13 protein-coding genes are annotated in these 15483 nt (G+C 70.2%); 9 read left to right on the top strand and 4 right to left on the bottom strand.

Going from position 1 to position 15483, the window contains the following annotated elements:
• Positions 1 to 5: 5 nt before the first annotated feature.
• From NF557_RS13560 to NF557_RS13550, 3 genes are all read right to left on the bottom strand, one after another.
• Positions 6 to 3389, bottom strand: coding sequence for a DEAD/DEAH box helicase (locus tag NF557_RS13560; protein WP_252620056.1), 3384 nt, complete (start codon positions 3387 to 3389; stop codon positions 6 to 8).
• A gap of 84 nt (positions 3390 to 3473) precedes the next feature.
• Positions 3474 to 4427, bottom strand: a complete 954-nt coding sequence (locus NF557_RS13555; RefSeq protein ID WP_252620055.1) for an Lsr2 family DNA-binding protein — start codon at positions 4425 to 4427, stop codon at positions 3474 to 3476.
• Between the two features lie 62 nt (positions 4428 to 4489).
• Positions 4490 to 6004, bottom strand: coding sequence for a plasmid pRiA4b ORF-3 family protein (locus tag NF557_RS13550; protein WP_252620054.1), 1515 nt, complete (start codon positions 6002 to 6004; stop codon positions 4490 to 4492).
• 63 nt (positions 6005 to 6067) lie between these two features.
• Here NF557_RS13550 and NF557_RS13545 point away from each other — a divergent pair, with 63 nt between their 5' ends.
• Complete coding sequence (locus tag NF557_RS13545; RefSeq protein WP_252620053.1) at positions 6068 to 6388, top strand: 2-polyprenylphenol hydroxylase; 321 nt, start codon at positions 6068 to 6070, stop codon at positions 6386 to 6388.
• Between the two features lie 87 nt (positions 6389 to 6475).
• A complete protein-coding gene (locus NF557_RS13540; RefSeq protein WP_252620052.1) occupies positions 6476 to 6826 on the top strand; it encodes a hypothetical protein in 351 nt (116 codons plus the stop codon).
• A 103-nt stretch (positions 6827 to 6929) separates the two neighbouring features.
• Here the strand turns inward: NF557_RS13540 and NF557_RS13535 are convergent, their stop codons facing one another.
• Positions 6930 to 7349: a DoxX family protein gene (locus tag NF557_RS13535; protein WP_252620051.1), complete on the bottom strand. Its 420-nt coding sequence runs from the start codon at positions 7347 to 7349 to the stop codon at positions 6930 to 6932.
• A gap of 142 nt (positions 7350 to 7491) precedes the next feature.
• Here NF557_RS13535 and NF557_RS13530 point away from each other — a divergent pair, with 142 nt between their 5' ends.
• The 7 genes from NF557_RS13530 (at position 7492) to NF557_RS13500 (ending at position 15344) form a co-directional block, all read left to right on the top strand.
• On the top strand, positions 7492 to 8727 hold the full coding sequence (locus tag NF557_RS13530; RefSeq protein WP_252620050.1) for an acetyl-CoA C-acetyltransferase: 1236 nt from the start codon (positions 7492 to 7494) through the stop codon (positions 8725 to 8727).
• A 10-nt stretch (positions 8728 to 8737) separates the two neighbouring features.
• A complete protein-coding gene (meaB, locus tag NF557_RS13525) occupies positions 8738 to 9694 on the top strand; it encodes a methylmalonyl Co-A mutase-associated GTPase MeaB (protein WP_252620049.1) in 957 nt (318 codons plus the stop codon).
• A gap of 58 nt (positions 9695 to 9752) precedes the next feature.
• Positions 9753 to 10274: a GNAT family N-acetyltransferase gene (locus tag NF557_RS13520; RefSeq protein WP_252620048.1), complete on the top strand. Its 522-nt coding sequence runs from the start codon at positions 9753 to 9755 to the stop codon at positions 10272 to 10274.
• A gap of 7 nt (positions 10275 to 10281) precedes the next feature.
• Positions 10282 to 11064, top strand: a complete 783-nt coding sequence (locus NF557_RS13515; RefSeq protein ID WP_252620047.1) for a DUF1353 domain-containing protein — start codon at positions 10282 to 10284, stop codon at positions 11062 to 11064.
• Positions 11065 to 11074: 10 nt separating this feature from the next.
• On the top strand, positions 11075 to 12817 hold the full coding sequence (gene icmA, locus NF557_RS13510) for a coenzyme B12-dependent isobutyryl-CoA mutase large subunit (RefSeq protein ID WP_252620046.1): 1743 nt from the start codon (positions 11075 to 11077) through the stop codon (positions 12815 to 12817).
• 221 nt (positions 12818 to 13038) lie between these two features.
• Complete coding sequence (locus NF557_RS13505) at positions 13039 to 14184, top strand: hypothetical protein (protein ID WP_252620045.1); 1146 nt, start codon at positions 13039 to 13041, stop codon at positions 14182 to 14184.
• Between the two features lie 119 nt (positions 14185 to 14303).
• Positions 14304 to 15344 (top strand): tetratricopeptide repeat protein, encoded by a 1041-nt coding sequence (locus tag NF557_RS13500; RefSeq protein WP_252620044.1) that lies wholly within the window; start codon positions 14304 to 14306, stop codon positions 15342 to 15344.
• Positions 15345 to 15483: the final 139 nt, after the last annotated feature.

The raw sequence follows: 15483 nt of genomic DNA, 5'->3' as shown, positions 1-15483 counted from the left end.
GTGTATCAGCCTTCGAGGAGTCCCCGGATGTCATCGGCTGACAGCGGGGCGCCCATCAGCCCGCCCTCGTCAACGACCTTGGCGAACAGGTCGCGCTTCCTCTCCTGGAGGGCGACGACCTTCTCCTCGATGGTGTCCTCGGCGACCAAGCGATAGACCATGACCGTGCGGTCCTGACCGATGCGGTGCGTGCGGTCCACGGCCTGGGCCTCCACCGCCGGGTTCCACCACGGGTCGAGGACGAAGACGTAGTCGGCCTCGGTCAGGGTCAGCCCGGAGCCGCCGGCCTTGAGACTGATCAGGAACACCGGGTCGTCACCGTCGGTGAACTCCGCCACCCGGCGCGGACGGTCCCGGGTGCGGCCGTCCAGATAGACGTGGCCGATCCCCTCGGCGGCCAGGCGCTCGCGGACGACCTTCAGGAAGCGGGTGAACTGGCTGAACACCAGGCAGCGGTGCCCCTCGGCAGCGACCTCCACGAGCTGCTCGATGAGGACGTCGACCTTGCTGGGGCGCACTGACGCCGGGGCATCGGGCACCACCAGGTGCACGTCGAGGCTGAGCTGCCGAAGCTTGGTCAGGGCGCTGAGGATCGCGATGCGGTTGCGGTCGACGTCCCCCAGTAGCCCGAGGATGCGTTGTCGCTCGCGCTGCAGGTGCGTGTCATAGATGCGCCGGTGGGCGCTGTTCAGCGTGACCGGCAGCACCTGCTCGATCTTGGGCGGCAGGTCGGTGGCCACGGCCTCCTTGGTCCGGCGCAGCATCAGCGGCCGGACCCGGCGGCGCAGAGTGCCCAGCAGCTCAGGAGAGCTGCCGGACTCGATCGGCTTGCGATAGACCTCGCCGAAGCGCTGCGGGGAGGAGAACAGGCCCGGCGCCGAGATCGACAGCAGCGACCACAGGTCCATCAGGGAGTTCTCCAGCGGGGTGCCGGTCACCGCGAACTTCACCGGTGCCCGCAGGTTGCGAGCCGCCTGGTAAGTGCGCGAGCGGTGGTTTTTGACCGCCTGCGCCTCGTCCAGCACCACCGCGCTCCACGTCACAGGTGTCAGGTGCTGCTCGTCGATGCGCATCAGCGCATAGGAGGTGACCACGATGTGCGCCCCGGCGATCGTGTCGGCCAGTGGGCGGGCGCTGCGCCGCACCGTCTCGGTCAGCGCCACCACCCGCAGACCCGGTGTGAACCGCTCGGCCTCGCGCACCCACGCCCCGACCACACTCGTGGGCGCGACGACGAGCAGCGGCCGCCCCGGGCTCAGCAGCCCCTGCTCGCGGGCCCGCTCGGCCGCGGCCAGCACCTGGACCGTCTTGCCCAGGCCCATGTCGTCGGCCAGGATCCCGCCGAGCTCGTGCTCCCACAGGAAGGAGAGCCACTGATAGCCGTCGAGCTGGTAGTCGCGCAGCGTCGCCGTCAGCCCGGCTGGCGGCTCGGGGTGCGGGAGCTCATCCAGCGACAACAGGTCACCGACCGTGCGCTGCCACCGCTCGCTCTGCTCGGCCACCACCCCGAGGCTGACCAGCTCCTCCCACAGCCCGGCCTGGTAGCGGTTGATCCGCAGGCTCTCGCCCCGGTCCTCGTCCTGCAGGGCTCGGGCCTCCTCCACGATCCGGCGCAACGCGTGCAACTCGGGCACGTCAAGGGAGAACCACGTCCCGTCCGGCAGGAGGAGCTGCTCCTCGCCGCGTGCCAGCGCCGTCAGCAGGGTGGACAGCGGGACCGGCTGCCCGCCCACGGAGACCTTGATGCCCAGGCCGAACCAGTCCTGCGTGTCCGGACTGACCTCTCGTATGCCGTCCGCCCCCGACGGCAGGTCGTCCTCGTCGAGGTCCTGGGTCGAGACCTCCACCAGCGGCGCCTCGTCCGCCTCGGTGTAGGTGAGCGGCTCACCGATCAGCGTGATGTCGACATCGTCCCGTTCCTGCAGGCCCGGCAGCACGTTGCGGACGAGCTGCACCGTGGCCCACCCACGCAGCACCGGGTCGATGACCACCCCGAGCCGGCTCCTGCCCGCCAGCGAGACACGCAGCCCGGGCGCCCCGTCGAGCACGTCGAGGCTGGCGAGCAGCTCCTCCTCGCGGACCAGGTCGCGCACGACCTGGCTCTGCGCCTCGGTGCCCCGGAGCAGGGGGAGGGCGTGGACCTGCTGGCCCACGGCATACCGAAAAGTCCAGGTCAACTTGGTGACGTGGTTGTCGAGGAAGCGCACCTCCAGCCCCAGCCGTGGTGGCCCGATCTCCGGGAGCTCGACGCTGCCGTCGGAGGAGCGCAGCGTCGCCTGCTGGCGCAGGGCGGGGTAGTAGTGGGTGAGGAAGCGCTCCGCATCCGCCTCGGGAACCGCCAGCTCACGGGCGTGCAGCAACCTGGTCAGGGCGGGAGTGAGCGGCCGCGCCAGGGCAGCCAGGTGCAGCTCGGCACGCTCCTTGGCCACCAGGCCGTGGGCCGGTGTGCCGAGCAGCTCCAGCCCGTCGGCACCAGGCAGGTCCACGACGGGGCGCACCAGGAGCTGTCCGCCGGCGCTGCGGGTCACGTCGAGGACGAACTCCACCGGCGAAGGCCGCAGGTGCACCCGCTCCTTGCCCTGGTAGCCGGTGACCAACGCGACGCCGGACTGCTCGACGTCGCGCAATAGCGGCCACAGGGCGGGCCCGAGAGCGTCGGCGCCGATCGTGTCGGCAAGCCGGTGCCACTGGGGGGCACGTGCCTGGTGGGCGCGCAGCAGGGCGGTGAGCGCGCTCCGCTGCCGCGGGTCGTTCCGGCGACCGTGGTCGGGGTGCTGCAGGTCGGACCAGGAGAAGCCGGTCTTGATCCAGGCGCCCGAGGCTCCGCGGATCATCGGGCGCATCGTCAGCCGCAGCTCCTCGCTGCCGAACCTGGTGGTGTTGCGGCTCGCCTCGAGGTGCAGCGCCAGCGGGACGGCCGACGTCTGGACGGCCGGAGACGGCTGGACCTCGGCGACCACCGGCGCGAGGAGGTCCTCCCAGCTGGGGGCCGGGGCTGAGCGGTGGGGCAGGGGCAGGACCTGGCCCGCCGCAGGGATTGCCGCCGGTCCTGGCGGTCTGGCCGCCATGGCCTGCGCCTCGAGGATCGTGGCGGCCGCGTGCTTGCACGCGTCGCCCACCGGGCAGGTGCAGTCGGTCGAGATGTCTTCCGGGAGCGCATCTTCGAACGGGTCCCAGGCCACGACCGCCCGGTAGGGGTGCGTGCCCTGGATGAGGGCGGTCAGCTCGTCGTCCATGACTCGCAGCGCGTGGACCCGCCCCTGGCGCTGGTAGGTGTGCCCGCGGCTGAGAGTTGTCGGCCCGAAGATCTCCGCCAGGTCCTCACCGCTGAGCTCGAGCACCCAGGCGGGAGCGACGAAGGGCGTGCGGTCACGTGGGTTCTGGCTCATCCGCATCCCTCCCTGGCTCCGGTCACAGCACAGGGTATGACGCCGGACTGACACTGCGAGGACGGCCTGTGGACGACCAGCGGCTCACTGGCTCCGTCGCGCGAACGCGTCCAGCACCTCGGCACTCATCCGACCCCGGGCAGAGACCGTGAGTCCCTGGGCCCGCGCCCACTCCCGGATCTCGGCGCTGCTCGCGGGAGTGGCTGACGGCAGGTCGGAGGCCTCGGTCGCGACGTGAGCCTCCTCGCCGTGGTGGACGAGGGCGGCTGCCAGGAAGCGATAGGTCCACTCCTGCGCCAGCGCCCGCGTCTCACAGAACACGATCGGCACCGAGGGGAAGCGGGCGTGACACTCGCCGAGGGAGTCGGCGACGACAGCCGGACGCACCCGGTCTAGCTTGAAGACCGAGGAGTACCTGTCCTCCACCACCACCGCGGCGGACGGCAGCGACGCCAGGTCGGCCAGCACATAGCGCATCTTCCCGCTGGTCAGCGTGGCTACGAGGTCCTGCAGCGACTTGCGCTCGACCGAGGCCAGCAGCCGGTCATCGTCCAGCACGCCGTAGTCCCCGGCCCGCAGCGCCCGCCGCACGGTGGTGACCTGTTGGTGCTCGAACTTCCAGGCATAACGCTCGTGGCTGTCCACGACGATCTCCAGCCCGGCCACCCCCGAGCCGCGGGCGGTCGGGATCGACACGGCCGGCCGGGCCTGCTTGGTGATGCGCGCGGTCTGCCAGAAGATCGCCTCGCGACCTCCGCGGATCCGCGTCAGCACGAACTGCGAGCGGTTCTCCCGACCCCGGTCCAGCACCAGGTCGATGCTCGCGCCACGTCGCACGCAGGACCGCACCGGCACCTGCTCGATGATGTCCGGGTCACGCGGCCACCCGACCGCGCGGTGGCAGTAGACCTTGCCCGTGCGCGGCCACATCTCCTTGGCCTTCAGCACCACACCCTCCGGCCCCCACGGGATCCGCAGGAGGTAGGGCAGCGTCGTGCCCTCCTCGGGGTTGCGGGCGATGACGAAGTCGTCCGGCATGGAGTCAGTATGTCCGCCTCTGGCTCTCGAACGCCTTCCGCTGAGCAGGATCCGACACGCGTCTAGGACGTCGTCGGTGGGTGCGGCCAGAGTGCTGCCCGCGCCAGCGCGACCGCGCGGTGGTCCCCGGGCAGGGGGTCATCCCGGTCGCGGAAGGTGCGCCCGGTGGCGCTGCGCAGGGTGCACCAGAGCGGCCGAACGTTCTCCAGCACGTCGCGCCGGTCCACCCCGTGCGGGCCGGTGCGCAGGCCGCACGCCGTGAGCAACTCGGCGACTGGGTCGACGTGGTCGGACACGGCCTTGCCTGTCGCGGCGGTGAACATCGCGAACAGGGCGAGGGTGGCCCGCTGGTAGGGGTGCTTGTCGTGCAGCAGGCGGGACGCGATCGCGGTCAGGTAGTCATCGTCCGAGCTCAGCGACCGGGCGAGCCTGGTCTGCAGCAGTCGCTCCTTGTGCTTGCGCAGCAGACCAAGCTGCTGGCACATCGCGCGCAGCTGGGCGATGGGCATCGTCTGGTCCTCGCGGTTGCCCTTGCCGATCCACTCCGCGTCGAACTCGAGCTCGCGGTAGATCTGCTCGACATGGCTCGGTTTCATCCACCCGGCGCCGGTGAGCGGGATCCCGTCATCGCCGGCGAGCTCCACCAGATATCGGTAGGGCTTGGTGATCGCCGTCAGGTCCTCTGCGGTCAGCTCGGCCTCGTGCTCGGTGCGTGCCCGCGCACAGAGCTGGGCGAGCTGGGTGGTCACAGCTGGCGGCGCCAGGCCAAGCAGGCCTTCCAGCGACACCGGCCAGTCCACCCCCTCGTCGCCAGCGAGAGAGGCGAGCACCTCCTCCGGGGCCAGGCCGACGACCGACAGTTGTCGGGTCACCTCCTCGGCGTCGAACTCGGCGGGGTCCCAACCCGCGGGCACCCAGTCGCGCAGATAGTCCTCGAGCCCGGCCAGCGACGGGTCGGTCCGGTGGGCCGCCACGAGCTCGTTGTGACCGGGCGGACCACCGCTGTCCTCCAGCGGTCCGGCACGGCGGCCTGCGGTGCACACGGCTGGCGGGGCGGTGTCCGCCAGGGGGTCCACCGACTCCAGCCGCATCGTGTGCGTCCAGTCGTCGCCAAAGTCGTAGGTGTAGAAGAGCCGGTCCCCGGGGTCGCGCAACACCTGGTCAAGCCGCACGTCGACCTCCAGGATGCCCTCCTCACCCTCGTCGACGTCATACCTGGTGAGGAAGTAGGGGCCGCGCCAGAGCTGCTTGTCCGGCCCCGGCCAGAACCGGTGCAGGTGGCTGTCCGCCCACCCGAAGGCGGTCTGGATGACCTCGTGCACCCGGTCCAGCGTCAGGTCGCCGCGCAGCACCAGCCGTCGCCAGACCGGCGGGCTCGTCTCGTCGATATCGGTGCGCACTGTCAGCGCGCACGGCACGGCCGGGGCGTCGGGCACCGTGGGCAACGGCGGAGTATGCCGCGCGTCCACCAGATCTGCCAGCCCACCACCGAGGATGCTCGCCACGGCAGACTTGAGCTCGTCCGGAGACATCTGGGCCACCTTCTGGCGCATCTGCTCAATCGCGTCCTTGTCCACGGACTCAGCGTATGCGCCGCGCGGCATACTTCCTGGGACAACCAACTGTGAGGGGGCGATGCCATGGTCGAGTCCAGCGGTGCTTCCGCAGCGGATGAGCGCTGGTTGGTCGTCGACGGCCGCCGCTGGCGCCGCCAGGACCCGGCGTTGCCACCCAAGGTCGCGCAGCGTCTGCTGTCCCACCTGGGTCGCGGGCGCTCGTCGGTCCGTGCGCTACGCCTGGCGGACCAAGACCCGGCTCCGGCGCGGCGGCGGGTCGACCTGGCCAAGCACGGGCTGGGGGAGCGGGGCACGCCATGGTGGGAGCAGGATGCAGATGAGCGGCGGGCACGGTGGGAGGCGGCGCTGGAGGAGCTGGACGCGTTCGATGACCCTACCGGGTAGGTGCAGCCTCTCGGTCCCGGCTGGTCACCACGCGTGCAACGGGGTTGTGCGCGTGCGGCGGTGCTGGCGAGGGAGCAGGCTGGTCCCATGGCCACCTATGCAGTCAACGAGGCGGGAGTGACCCGGTGCCGCGAGCTCATCGCCGCGCGGCAGTATGTCCTGGACAGCGAGTGGAACGAGGTGCAGCCGGATGCCGCAGCCCAGAACGCCTACCTGGAGCGGCACTCGTGGGACGACTACGCCGGCTGGCACCTGGGTCTGACGGAGGGGGCGACCGGCGAGACGAAGGCGCGCTATGCCTTCGGGTTCGGCGACTTCCGGCGGGTGCACCGGTCCGCGCTCATCGCCTGCGTGTTCCGGGCCGCGCAGTGGCGCCACAAGGACGTCGAGCTCGCGGCGCACGAGCTGCTCCAGGAGCTGGACCGCACGAGCGGCTGACTGTGTCAGGCACCTGCAGGGCCATTGGCCCGTGAGCGCCTGACACAAGCCAGGTCGCAATGCCGTCACTCGACGGTCCGGACCCGGTCAAGGGTGCCGTGGCCTACTCTGACCCGACCGGCTCGCGGCTCTCGCGGTTGCGGCGCGGCCAGCCTCCGCCATACAGCGCCCAGAGCACCAGGAGCGGCTGGAAGAACAGCCGCCCGAGCCGCTTGCCGTCGGTGTCCAGCCCGAAGGCATCGGTCCCTTCCAGGTACTGGGCGATGTTGCCGGGGAAGATCACGACATAGAACGCCGCGAGCAGCCCACCGATGAGCCGCTGGTGCCGGGGCAGCGCGATGAACGAGGCGCCCAGCGCGATCTCCATCACCCCCGAGCCGACCACCGTGAGGTCCTCATCGAGCGGGAACCACTCCGGCACCTGGGCCTGGAACTCGCGGCGCTGGATGGTCAGGTGTGCGATCCCGGCACCGACCATCGCGGCGCCGAGGGCGATGCGGGCCGCGGTGCGCAGGAAGGTCATGCCCGGAGTGTATGTGCGGTGACGACCAGCGGCTCAGTCCAGTGCTGACCTCGCAGTGATGGCCCGGGCATAGAGACCGTCCCGTGCTCGTTAGGATGAGGAGAAGACCTGTTGTGCACCACCGATGTCGCTGGAGGACCCCATGACCGCAACTGCTGACGCCACAAACCCCACCCCCTCGGGTGCCCCTGTGTCGGTCATCGTGGCTGGTGCACGCACCCCGATGGGTCGCATGTCCGGTGGTCTGAAGGACTTCTCCGGCGCTGACCTGGGTGGTTTCGCGATCAAGGGCGCGCTCGAGAAGGCCGGTGTCTCCGGAGATCAGGTCGACTACGTGATCATGGGCCAGGTGCTCACCGCCGGGGTGGGCCAGATCCCGGCTCGTCAGGCCGCGGTCAAGGGTGGCATCCCGATGGATGTGCCCGCCCTGACCATCAACAAGGTCTGCCTCTCCGGTCTGGATGCCATCGCGCTGGCCGACCAGCTGATCCGCGCCGGCGAGTTCGAGGTGGTCGTCGCCGGTGGGCAGGAGTCGATGACCAACGCCCCGCACCTGCTGGAGAAGAGCCGCGCCGGCTTTAAGTATGGCGACGTCACGATGCGCGACCACATGGCTTATGACGGTCTGTGGGACGTCTTCACCTACCAGTCGATGGGCAACCTGACCGAGGCCGCCAACGTCGCTGACCAGGAGTTCAGCCGCGAGGAGCAGGACGCCTTCTCCGCCCGCAGCCACCAGCTGGCCGCGAAGGCGTGGGAGGACGGCGTGTTTGATGACGAGGTCGTCAGCGTGCCGGTGCCGCAGCGCAAGGGCGACCCGGTTGACTTCCGCACCGACGAGGGCATCCGCGCCGACACGACCACCGAGTCCCTGAGCAAGCTGCGTCCCGCGTTCTCCAAGGACGGCACCATCACCGCCGGCAGCGCCTCACAGATCTCTGATGGTGCAGCCGCGGTCGTGGTGATGAGCAAGGCCAAGGCCCAGCAGCTCGGGCTGGAGTGGATCGCCGAGATCGGTGCGCACGGCGTCGTCGCCGGCCCTGACTCCAGCCTGCAGAGCCAGCCCGCCAACGCCATCGTGGCCGCCTGCAAGAAGGAGGGCATCGAGCCCACCGACCTCGACGTCGTCGAGATCAACGAGGCGTTTGCCGCGGTCGGCCTGGCCGCCAGCAAGCAGCTCGGCCTGGACCCGGAGCGGGTCAACCCCCACGGCGGCGCCATCGCGCTCGGCCACCCGATCGGTATGTCGGGTGCGCGCCTGGTCCTGACCCTCGCCCTGGAGCTGGGTCGCCGCGGAGGCGGCACCGGGGCCGCGGCCCTGTGCGGCGGCGGCGGGCAGGGCGATGCCCTGATCGTCCGCGTGCCGAGCAAGGCCTGAGTCCGCGCACATGCGGCGTCGTGACGTCGACGTGCCCGTCCTGGTCGAGGCGGCCAGGACGGGCTCGGCGCGCGCCGTTGCGCGCCTGATCACCCTCGTCGAGAACCATGACCCCGCCCTGCGCGAGGTGATGGCTGCCCTCGCACCGCACACCGGTCACGCCTATGTCGTCGGCCTCACCGGGAGCCCGGGGGTCGGCAAGTCGACCAGCACCTCGATGCTGGTCGCGGGGCTGCGTGGCCGTGGTCTGCGGATCGGGGTGCTGGCCGTCGACCCGTCCTCGCCGTTCTCCGGCGGGGCGCTGCTCGGCGACCGGATCCGGATGAGCGACCACGCCCTGGACCCGGAGGTCTATATCCGCTCGATGGCCAGCCGCGGGCACCTCGGCGGCCTGTCCTGGACCACGCCCCAGGCGCTGCGCGTGCTGGATGCCGCCGGGTGCGACGTGATCCTGGTCGAGACGGTCGGCGTGGGTCAGAGCGAGGTCGAGATCGCCGGGCTGGCCGACACCACCATGGTGCTGCTGGCTCCTGGCATGGGCGACGGGGTGCAGGCCGCCAAGGCCGGCATCCTCGAGGTGGGTGATGTCTTCGTGGTCAATAAGGCCGATCGAGATGGTGCCGACAACACGGTTCGCGAGATCCGGCACATGATCAGCCTGGGGGACCGCACCGAGCCCGGGCTGTGGCGCCCGCCGGTGGTCAAGACCATCGCGGACCGGCACGAGGGTGTCGAGGAGGTGCTCGAGGCGCTCGATAAGCACCGGGAGTGGATGGCCGACGGCGAGCTGCACCGGCGCCGGGTGCGCCGCGCGGGCGCCGAGATCGAGGCCATCGCGCTGGCCAGGCTGCGCTCGCGCATGGGCGGGCTCGGGGACGGGCAGGACCTGGAGTCGGTCGCCGAGCAGGTGGTGGCCGGGACCACGGACCCGTATGCCGCGGCCGACGACATCGTCGCCGCCCTCTGACGACACTGTCCTGAGTGGCTCATGGCCACTGTCGGTGTTTGGCCGTAGGTTGGGGGACATGGTTGAGGAGGAGTCGGCATACGTCATCCGGCCACCGAGGGTCGAGGATGTGGACGCCCTGGGCGCCTTGCACTGCCAGGTGTGGCGCGAGGCCTACGTCGGCCTGATGGACGACGACGCCTTCGCCGCCCTGACCCCGCAACGGTTCGCCAGTGGCTGGGCCAGGCGGATGGAGCAGATGGGCCCTGACGGGCACCACCCCAACGGTGAGCACGTCGCAGTGGCGGAGCATGCCGACCAGCTGGTGGGGTTCATCAGCGTCGGGCCCGCCCGGGAGCAGGAGGATGCCCCCACCGACACCCAGCTGTGGGCGATCAACGTGGTCTCCGACCACCTCGGCACCGGGGTGGCCCAGGAACTGATGGTGCAGGTCCTGGGTGAGCGGTCGGCATACCTGTGGGTCGCCGAGGGCAACGACCGGGCGATCCGCTTCTATGAACGCAACAACTTCCGGCTCGACGGCGCCAGGGCGACCGACCGTGAAGACGGACTGGTCGAGCTGCGCATGGTGCGTCACTAGAGCAGTCATGGTGGAGTTCTTCGACGCTGAGGAGGGTGGGCCGCTGCGCCTGGAGCTGCGCAGCGTCGACGGACGCGACTTCCACCTGCTGCGCAAGATCGGCTTCTGCAGCCGTCACTACGAGGAGTGCTTCGTGGTGCCCGCTGACCTGCGCCGGTTCACCACCGACCTGGCCTCGGTGCCGGCGCTGTTCACCTGGCTGGTGCCCAAGAGCGGTGACTTCCTGCCCGCGGCCGTCCTGCACGATGCGATCACCCGTCCCGGTGCCTTCATCGGCCCTGCCCTCGGGCGCGACGGGGAGCCGTTCGACCGCGCGGAGGCCGACCTCGTCTTCCGGGAGGCGATGATCGGTCTGGGCACCGGCCGGGTGCGGGCGTGGCTGATGTGGGCGGCGGTCACGCTCACCACGATGTGGCACTCCCGGCGGTTGCTGACCCGGATTCTGCTCGTGGGAGTGCTGGCGGCGATCGTGGTGCTGGGGACCCTGGCCACCCTCGACCTGCTCGACGTGTGGGACGTGCTGCCGTGGATGGGCGAGCACGTGTGGTGGCGCGAGCTGCTGCAGGGTGGCGTGGGTGCGGTCGGCATCCCGGTGCTGCTCGGGCTGACCTGGGGCAGGCACTGGCGCGCGGGCGTGATCACCGGTGTCGCCCTGGCCCTCCTGCTGCACGTCACGGTCGTGCTCTGCGGCCTCGTGCTGGCCTACCGCGGCGTGGAGCGGGTGGTCAGCGGGCCGGCCAACCGTGACGGTGTGCGCACTCGCGACCGCGATGCTGTCGGCGGCGAGTAGCCTAGGCACCATGAGCGACAGTGCTGTCCCCGAGACCACCTCCGGCCGCGACCGCTGGCAGCAGCGCTTCGACGCCGCCGTAGCCAAGGGGCGGGTCCGCGACGCCGACTTCACGACCCTGTCCGGCATGGCCGTCGAGCCGGTCTATGGCCCGAGCGCCGAGGCCGAGGCGGCCGACGAGCGGATGGAGCGCATCGGCTGGCCCGGGTCCTACCCGTTCACCCGAGGTCTCTATCCCACGGGCTATCGCGGGCGCACCTGGACGATCCGGCAGTTCGCGGGCTTCGGCAACGCGCAGCAGACCAACGAGCGTTACAAGATGATCCTGGCCCGCGGGGGCGGTGGCCTCTCGGTGGCGTTCGACATGCCGACCCTGATGGGGCGCGACTCGGACGAGACGCAGAGCCTGGGCGAGGTCGGGCACTGCGGCGTGGCCATCGACTCCGCCTCCGACATGGACATCCTCTTCTCCGACATCACGCTGTCCGACGTGACGACCTCGATGACGATCAGCGGCCCGGCCGTGCCGGTCTTCTGCATGTATCTCGTGGCGGCCGAGCGCCAGGGAGTCGACATCAGCGGTCTCAACGGGACCCTGCAGACCGACATCTTCAAGGAGTACATCGCGCAGAAGGAGTGGCTGTTCCCGCCGGAGCCGCACCTGCGCCTGATCGGCGACCTGATGGAGTACACCTCCGAGAACATCCCGGACTACAAGCCGTTGTCCGTCTCCGGCTATCACATCCGCGAGGCAGGGTCGACGGCCGCGCAGGAGCTGGCCTTCACGCTGGCTGACGGGTTCGGCTATGTCGAGCTGGGCCTGTCCCGTGGCATGGACGTCAACAAGTTCGCCCCCGGCCTGTCGTTCTTCTTCGACTCCCACCTCGACTTCTTCGAGGAGATCGCCAAGTTCCGCGCCGCCCGACGGATCTGGGCGCGCTGGCTGCGCGACATCTATGGAGCCACCGACGAGCGGGCGCAGTGGCTGCGCTTCCACACCCAGACCGCCGGCGTCTCCCTCACCGCCCAGCAGCCGCTCAACAACGTGGTGCGCACCGCGGTCGAGGCGCTCGCAGCAGTCCTGGGAGGAACCAACTCGCTGCACACCAACGCGCTCGACGAGACCCTGGCGCTGCCGACCGAGCAGTCGGCCGAGGTCGCGCTGCGCACCCAGCAGGTGCTCATGGAGGAGACCGGGGTCGCCAACGTGGCCGACCCGCTCGGTGGGTCCTGGTATGTCGAGGAGCTCACCGATCGCATCGAGGCCGAGGCGGAGAAGATCTTCGAGACCATCCGCCGCATGGGGGAGCGCGGTCGCACCCCCAGAGCCGACGGCACCGTCGACCACCCGATCGGTCCGATGACCAGCGGCATCCTGCGCGGCATCGAGGACGGCTGGTTCCAGTCCGAGATCGCCGACTCTGCCTTCGAATACCAGATCGCCTTGGAGAAGGGGCTGAAGAAGATCGTCGGCGTCAACGTGCACACCGAGTCGGTGAGCCACGAGCTGGAGATCCTGCGGGTCAGCCACGAGGTCGAGCGCGACCAGGTGAGCCTGCTGGGTCGCCGGCGCGAGGAGCGCGACATGGGCCGGGTGCAGACGGCCCTCGACGCGATGCTGTCGGCCGCACGCAGCGACGAGAACATGATCCCGAGCATGCTCGAGGCGGTCCGTGCCGAGGCGACGCTGGGCGAGATCTGCAACGCCCTGCGCGATGAGTGGGGCGTCTATCGGGAGCCGGCCCGCTTCTGATTCAGCGCGGTCGTGCACGCCTGCAGGCGGGCGCCTATCACGCGATCGCAGGTGGATCGTGGCCAAAAACGGCCTTGGAGCGACGTTGCCAGGGAACTCACAGGTGAGTCCTTCATCACCCCTTTGACGTGCTCAGGAGTGCTCGCCGGACCCTCGGCATACCCTCTGCGGCCCGCTTGACGATTAGGTGACCCTGCCTGTCCTAGGTTTACCATTTCGTTATGAAGTTGTCACATGCTGCGCTCGCGCTTGCCCTCTCCTCATCCCTGGTGCTCTCTGCGTGCACCGACTCCGACGACACCGAGAGCACCGACTCCGTCTCGTCGACCACCGCCGCCGACGGGGCCGATGACTCGACCTCGACGACCGGCGGGACTGGCGACAACGCCACGAGCACCGGTGACGCCGCCCCCACCACGGGTGATGCGAGCACTGCGACCGGTGACGCCGCCACCTCCACCGACGACGGCAAGATCACCGCCCCTGCCGCGGGCGCCGGTGTCATCTCTGTGGAGGAGGCTGAGAGCGTCGCGGCCCAGCTGATGAGGACCGCCGCCGACTCGCAGGTCGTGGACGTCGACGAGGCAGCCGAGCTCAACGAGCAGGCGTTCGTCGGCTCTGAGCTGCTGGCAGCGACGGCCGCGACCACCCTGCGCGACGCCGGGTTGACGCCCGTCATCGACTATGCCCCCTCCGGTGCCAACGTGCTGGCGATCAGCAGGGACGACGGTGAGTCACCCGCCTTCATGGTCGTGCAGTCCGTGCCCGAGTCCGGCCTGCCCGAGCTGCACCTGATGGTGAGCCAGGACGGCGGCGAGAACTGGAAGATCGGGTGGAGCGCGCCGATGCTCGCCGGCACGAAGGTCGGCACGTTCGACCCGCGCTCCGAGGGCTCGACGATCCTGCGGGACACCCGCGGTGAGCTCAGCAACTATCCGAGCGGTGTCGTGGACAAGCTGTTCGAGATCCTGGACTACCCGTTTGCCGAGGACCGGCCGGACTTCCGGACCAACGACTATGGCCCCCAGGTGCGCAAGGCCACCGAGGCCCAGGCTGCCAGCGTCAGCGAGCAGGCGACCATGACCTCGACGCACGCGCTGCGCGCGGACACCCTGCGCACCATCGAGCTGGAGGACGGCTCGGCGATCATGTTCCCGGTGCTCGAGCGCACCAGCGCCTTCGACGTCAAGAGCGGCATGATCCTCAAGCCTCCGACGGCGTTCACCCACCTCACCGGCGACGACACGATCACGGACAGCGCCAAGATGAAGACGCTGGTCTTCCTCGCCGTGCACATCCGCACGGACGGCGGTGCCCCCGAGATCATCGCCGCTCGCGAGCAGGTCGTCAGCGCTTCTGGCAGCTGAGCTCGCGGCCCTGTCTCGGCGCACCCAGGAGCCCAGCGGCTGGCTGACCTCACCTCGCACAGTGGTCGTCGTGAGCAGCGAGTTGCTCGACGGCGGCTCAACCGGGTGACAATAGGGGCATGACACAGCCCTCCCAGTCGCTCAATGCCGCCCTGCGCGGTGCCGTCGACCTCTCGGCACTGTCCCGCCCACGCCCCACGGCGCCAGGACAGCCCGGTGCCGCTGCCCCCGCGGGCAGTGGTGCGCCCGGTGGCAGTGCTGCTGGCGGCCCCGGCGCGCAGGCCGGCGCAGGCGCTGCGGCCGCCGGTGACGACGGTGTGCTGGTGCAGGCCACCGACGCGACGTTCAACGCCCTGGTCACCGGCAGCACCACCGTGCCCGCGGTGCTCGTGCTAGTCACCGACCAGGTCCCGGAGTCGGTGGACTTCGTGCAGACCCTTGTGGACGAGGCCATCGCCAACGAGGGGCGCTTCCGGGTCGCCGCGGTCGACATCGCCACCAACCCCGGCATCGTGCAGGCTCTCTCGCCGGTGCTCCAGGAGGCGTTCGGCCAGGTGAGTGCCCTGCCGGTGGTCGTCGGCCTGCTTCAGGGCCAGCCGGTCCCGTTCTTCCTCGGCGTGCAGCCGATCGAGCAGGTGCGCCAGATCGTCGAGCAGTTCCTGTCCGCGGCCGTGACCAACGGGATCACCGGACGCGTCGACCTGGCCCAGGCCCCGGCTGCGGGGGAGGGCGAAGAGGAGGCAGAGCTGCCGCCGCTGCACCAGGAGGCGCTGGAGGCGATCGACAAGGGCGACCTGGACGCTGCCGTTGCGGCCTATGAGCAGGCGCTGAAGGACAACCCCAAGGACGAGGACGCCCGGCTGGGACTCGGCCAGGTTGACCTGATGCGGCGCACGACCGACCTGGACCCTGCCTCGGTCCGTGCCGCTGCGGCTGCTGACCCCTCAGACGTCGACGCCCAGCTCAACGCCTCGGACCTGGATCTGGTCGGTGGTCACGTCGAGGACGCGTTCCTGCGCCTCATCGAGCTGGTCCGGCGCTCGGCAGGCGATGACCGCGACCGGGTCCGCAAGCACCTGCTCGGCCAGTTCGATGTCGTCGGCTCGACTGACCCGCGCGTGACCAAGGCCCGTCAGTCGCTGATGAGCGCCCTTTTCTGATCGCCCGCGCGCCGGCGCTCTGATCGCCCGCCGCACCGGCGCTCTGATCGCCCGCGCATCGGCGCTCTGATCGCCCGCCGCACCGGCTGGAGCGTGCAGGTGCACTCTGGGGCCGGTTGCTGTCGGCGTGTCGTCGGCT

The sequence above is a fragment of the Ornithinimicrobium cryptoxanthini genome (assembly GCF_023923205.1).
Taxonomy (GTDB): Bacteria; Actinomycetota; Actinomycetes; order Actinomycetales; family Dermatophilaceae; genus Ornithinicoccus; species Ornithinicoccus cryptoxanthini.
Note: the sequence above shows the minus strand (reverse complement) of the source record. Positions and strands in the feature narration are given on the sequence as shown.

Bases quoted from the DNA above. Each gene is read 5' to 3' on its own strand.
- NF557_RS13560 (WP_252620056.1), bottom strand. From the start codon at position 3,389: ATGAGCCAGAACCCACGTGACCGCACGCCCTTCGTCGCTCCCGCCTGG.
- NF557_RS13555 (WP_252620055.1), bottom strand. From the start codon at position 4,427: ATGCCGGACGACTTCGTCATCGCCCGCAACCCCGAGGAGGGCACGACG.
- NF557_RS13545 (WP_252620053.1), top strand. From the start codon at position 6,068: ATGGTCGAGTCCAGCGGTGCTTCCGCAGCGGATGAGCGCTGGTTGGTC.
- NF557_RS13540 (WP_252620052.1), top strand. From the start codon at position 6,476: ATGGCCACCTATGCAGTCAACGAGGCGGGAGTGACCCGGTGCCGCGAG.
- NF557_RS13535 (WP_252620051.1), bottom strand. From the start codon at position 7,349: ATGACCTTCCTGCGCACCGCGGCCCGCATCGCCCTCGGCGCCGCGATG.
- NF557_RS13530 (WP_252620050.1), top strand. From the start codon at position 7,492: ATGACCGCAACTGCTGACGCCACAAACCCCACCCCCTCGGGTGCCCCT.
- meaB (WP_252620049.1), top strand. From the start codon at position 8,738: ATGCGGCGTCGTGACGTCGACGTGCCCGTCCTGGTCGAGGCGGCCAGG.
- NF557_RS13520 (WP_252620048.1), top strand. From the start codon at position 9,753: ATGGTTGAGGAGGAGTCGGCATACGTCATCCGGCCACCGAGGGTCGAG.
- NF557_RS13515 (WP_252620047.1), top strand. From the start codon at position 10,282: ATGGTGGAGTTCTTCGACGCTGAGGAGGGTGGGCCGCTGCGCCTGGAG.
- icmA (WP_252620046.1), top strand. From the start codon at position 11,075: ATGAGCGACAGTGCTGTCCCCGAGACCACCTCCGGCCGCGACCGCTGG.
- NF557_RS13505 (WP_252620045.1), top strand. From the start codon at position 13,039: ATGAAGTTGTCACATGCTGCGCTCGCGCTTGCCCTCTCCTCATCCCTG.
- NF557_RS13500 (WP_252620044.1), top strand. From the start codon at position 14,304: ATGACACAGCCCTCCCAGTCGCTCAATGCCGCCCTGCGCGGTGCCGTC.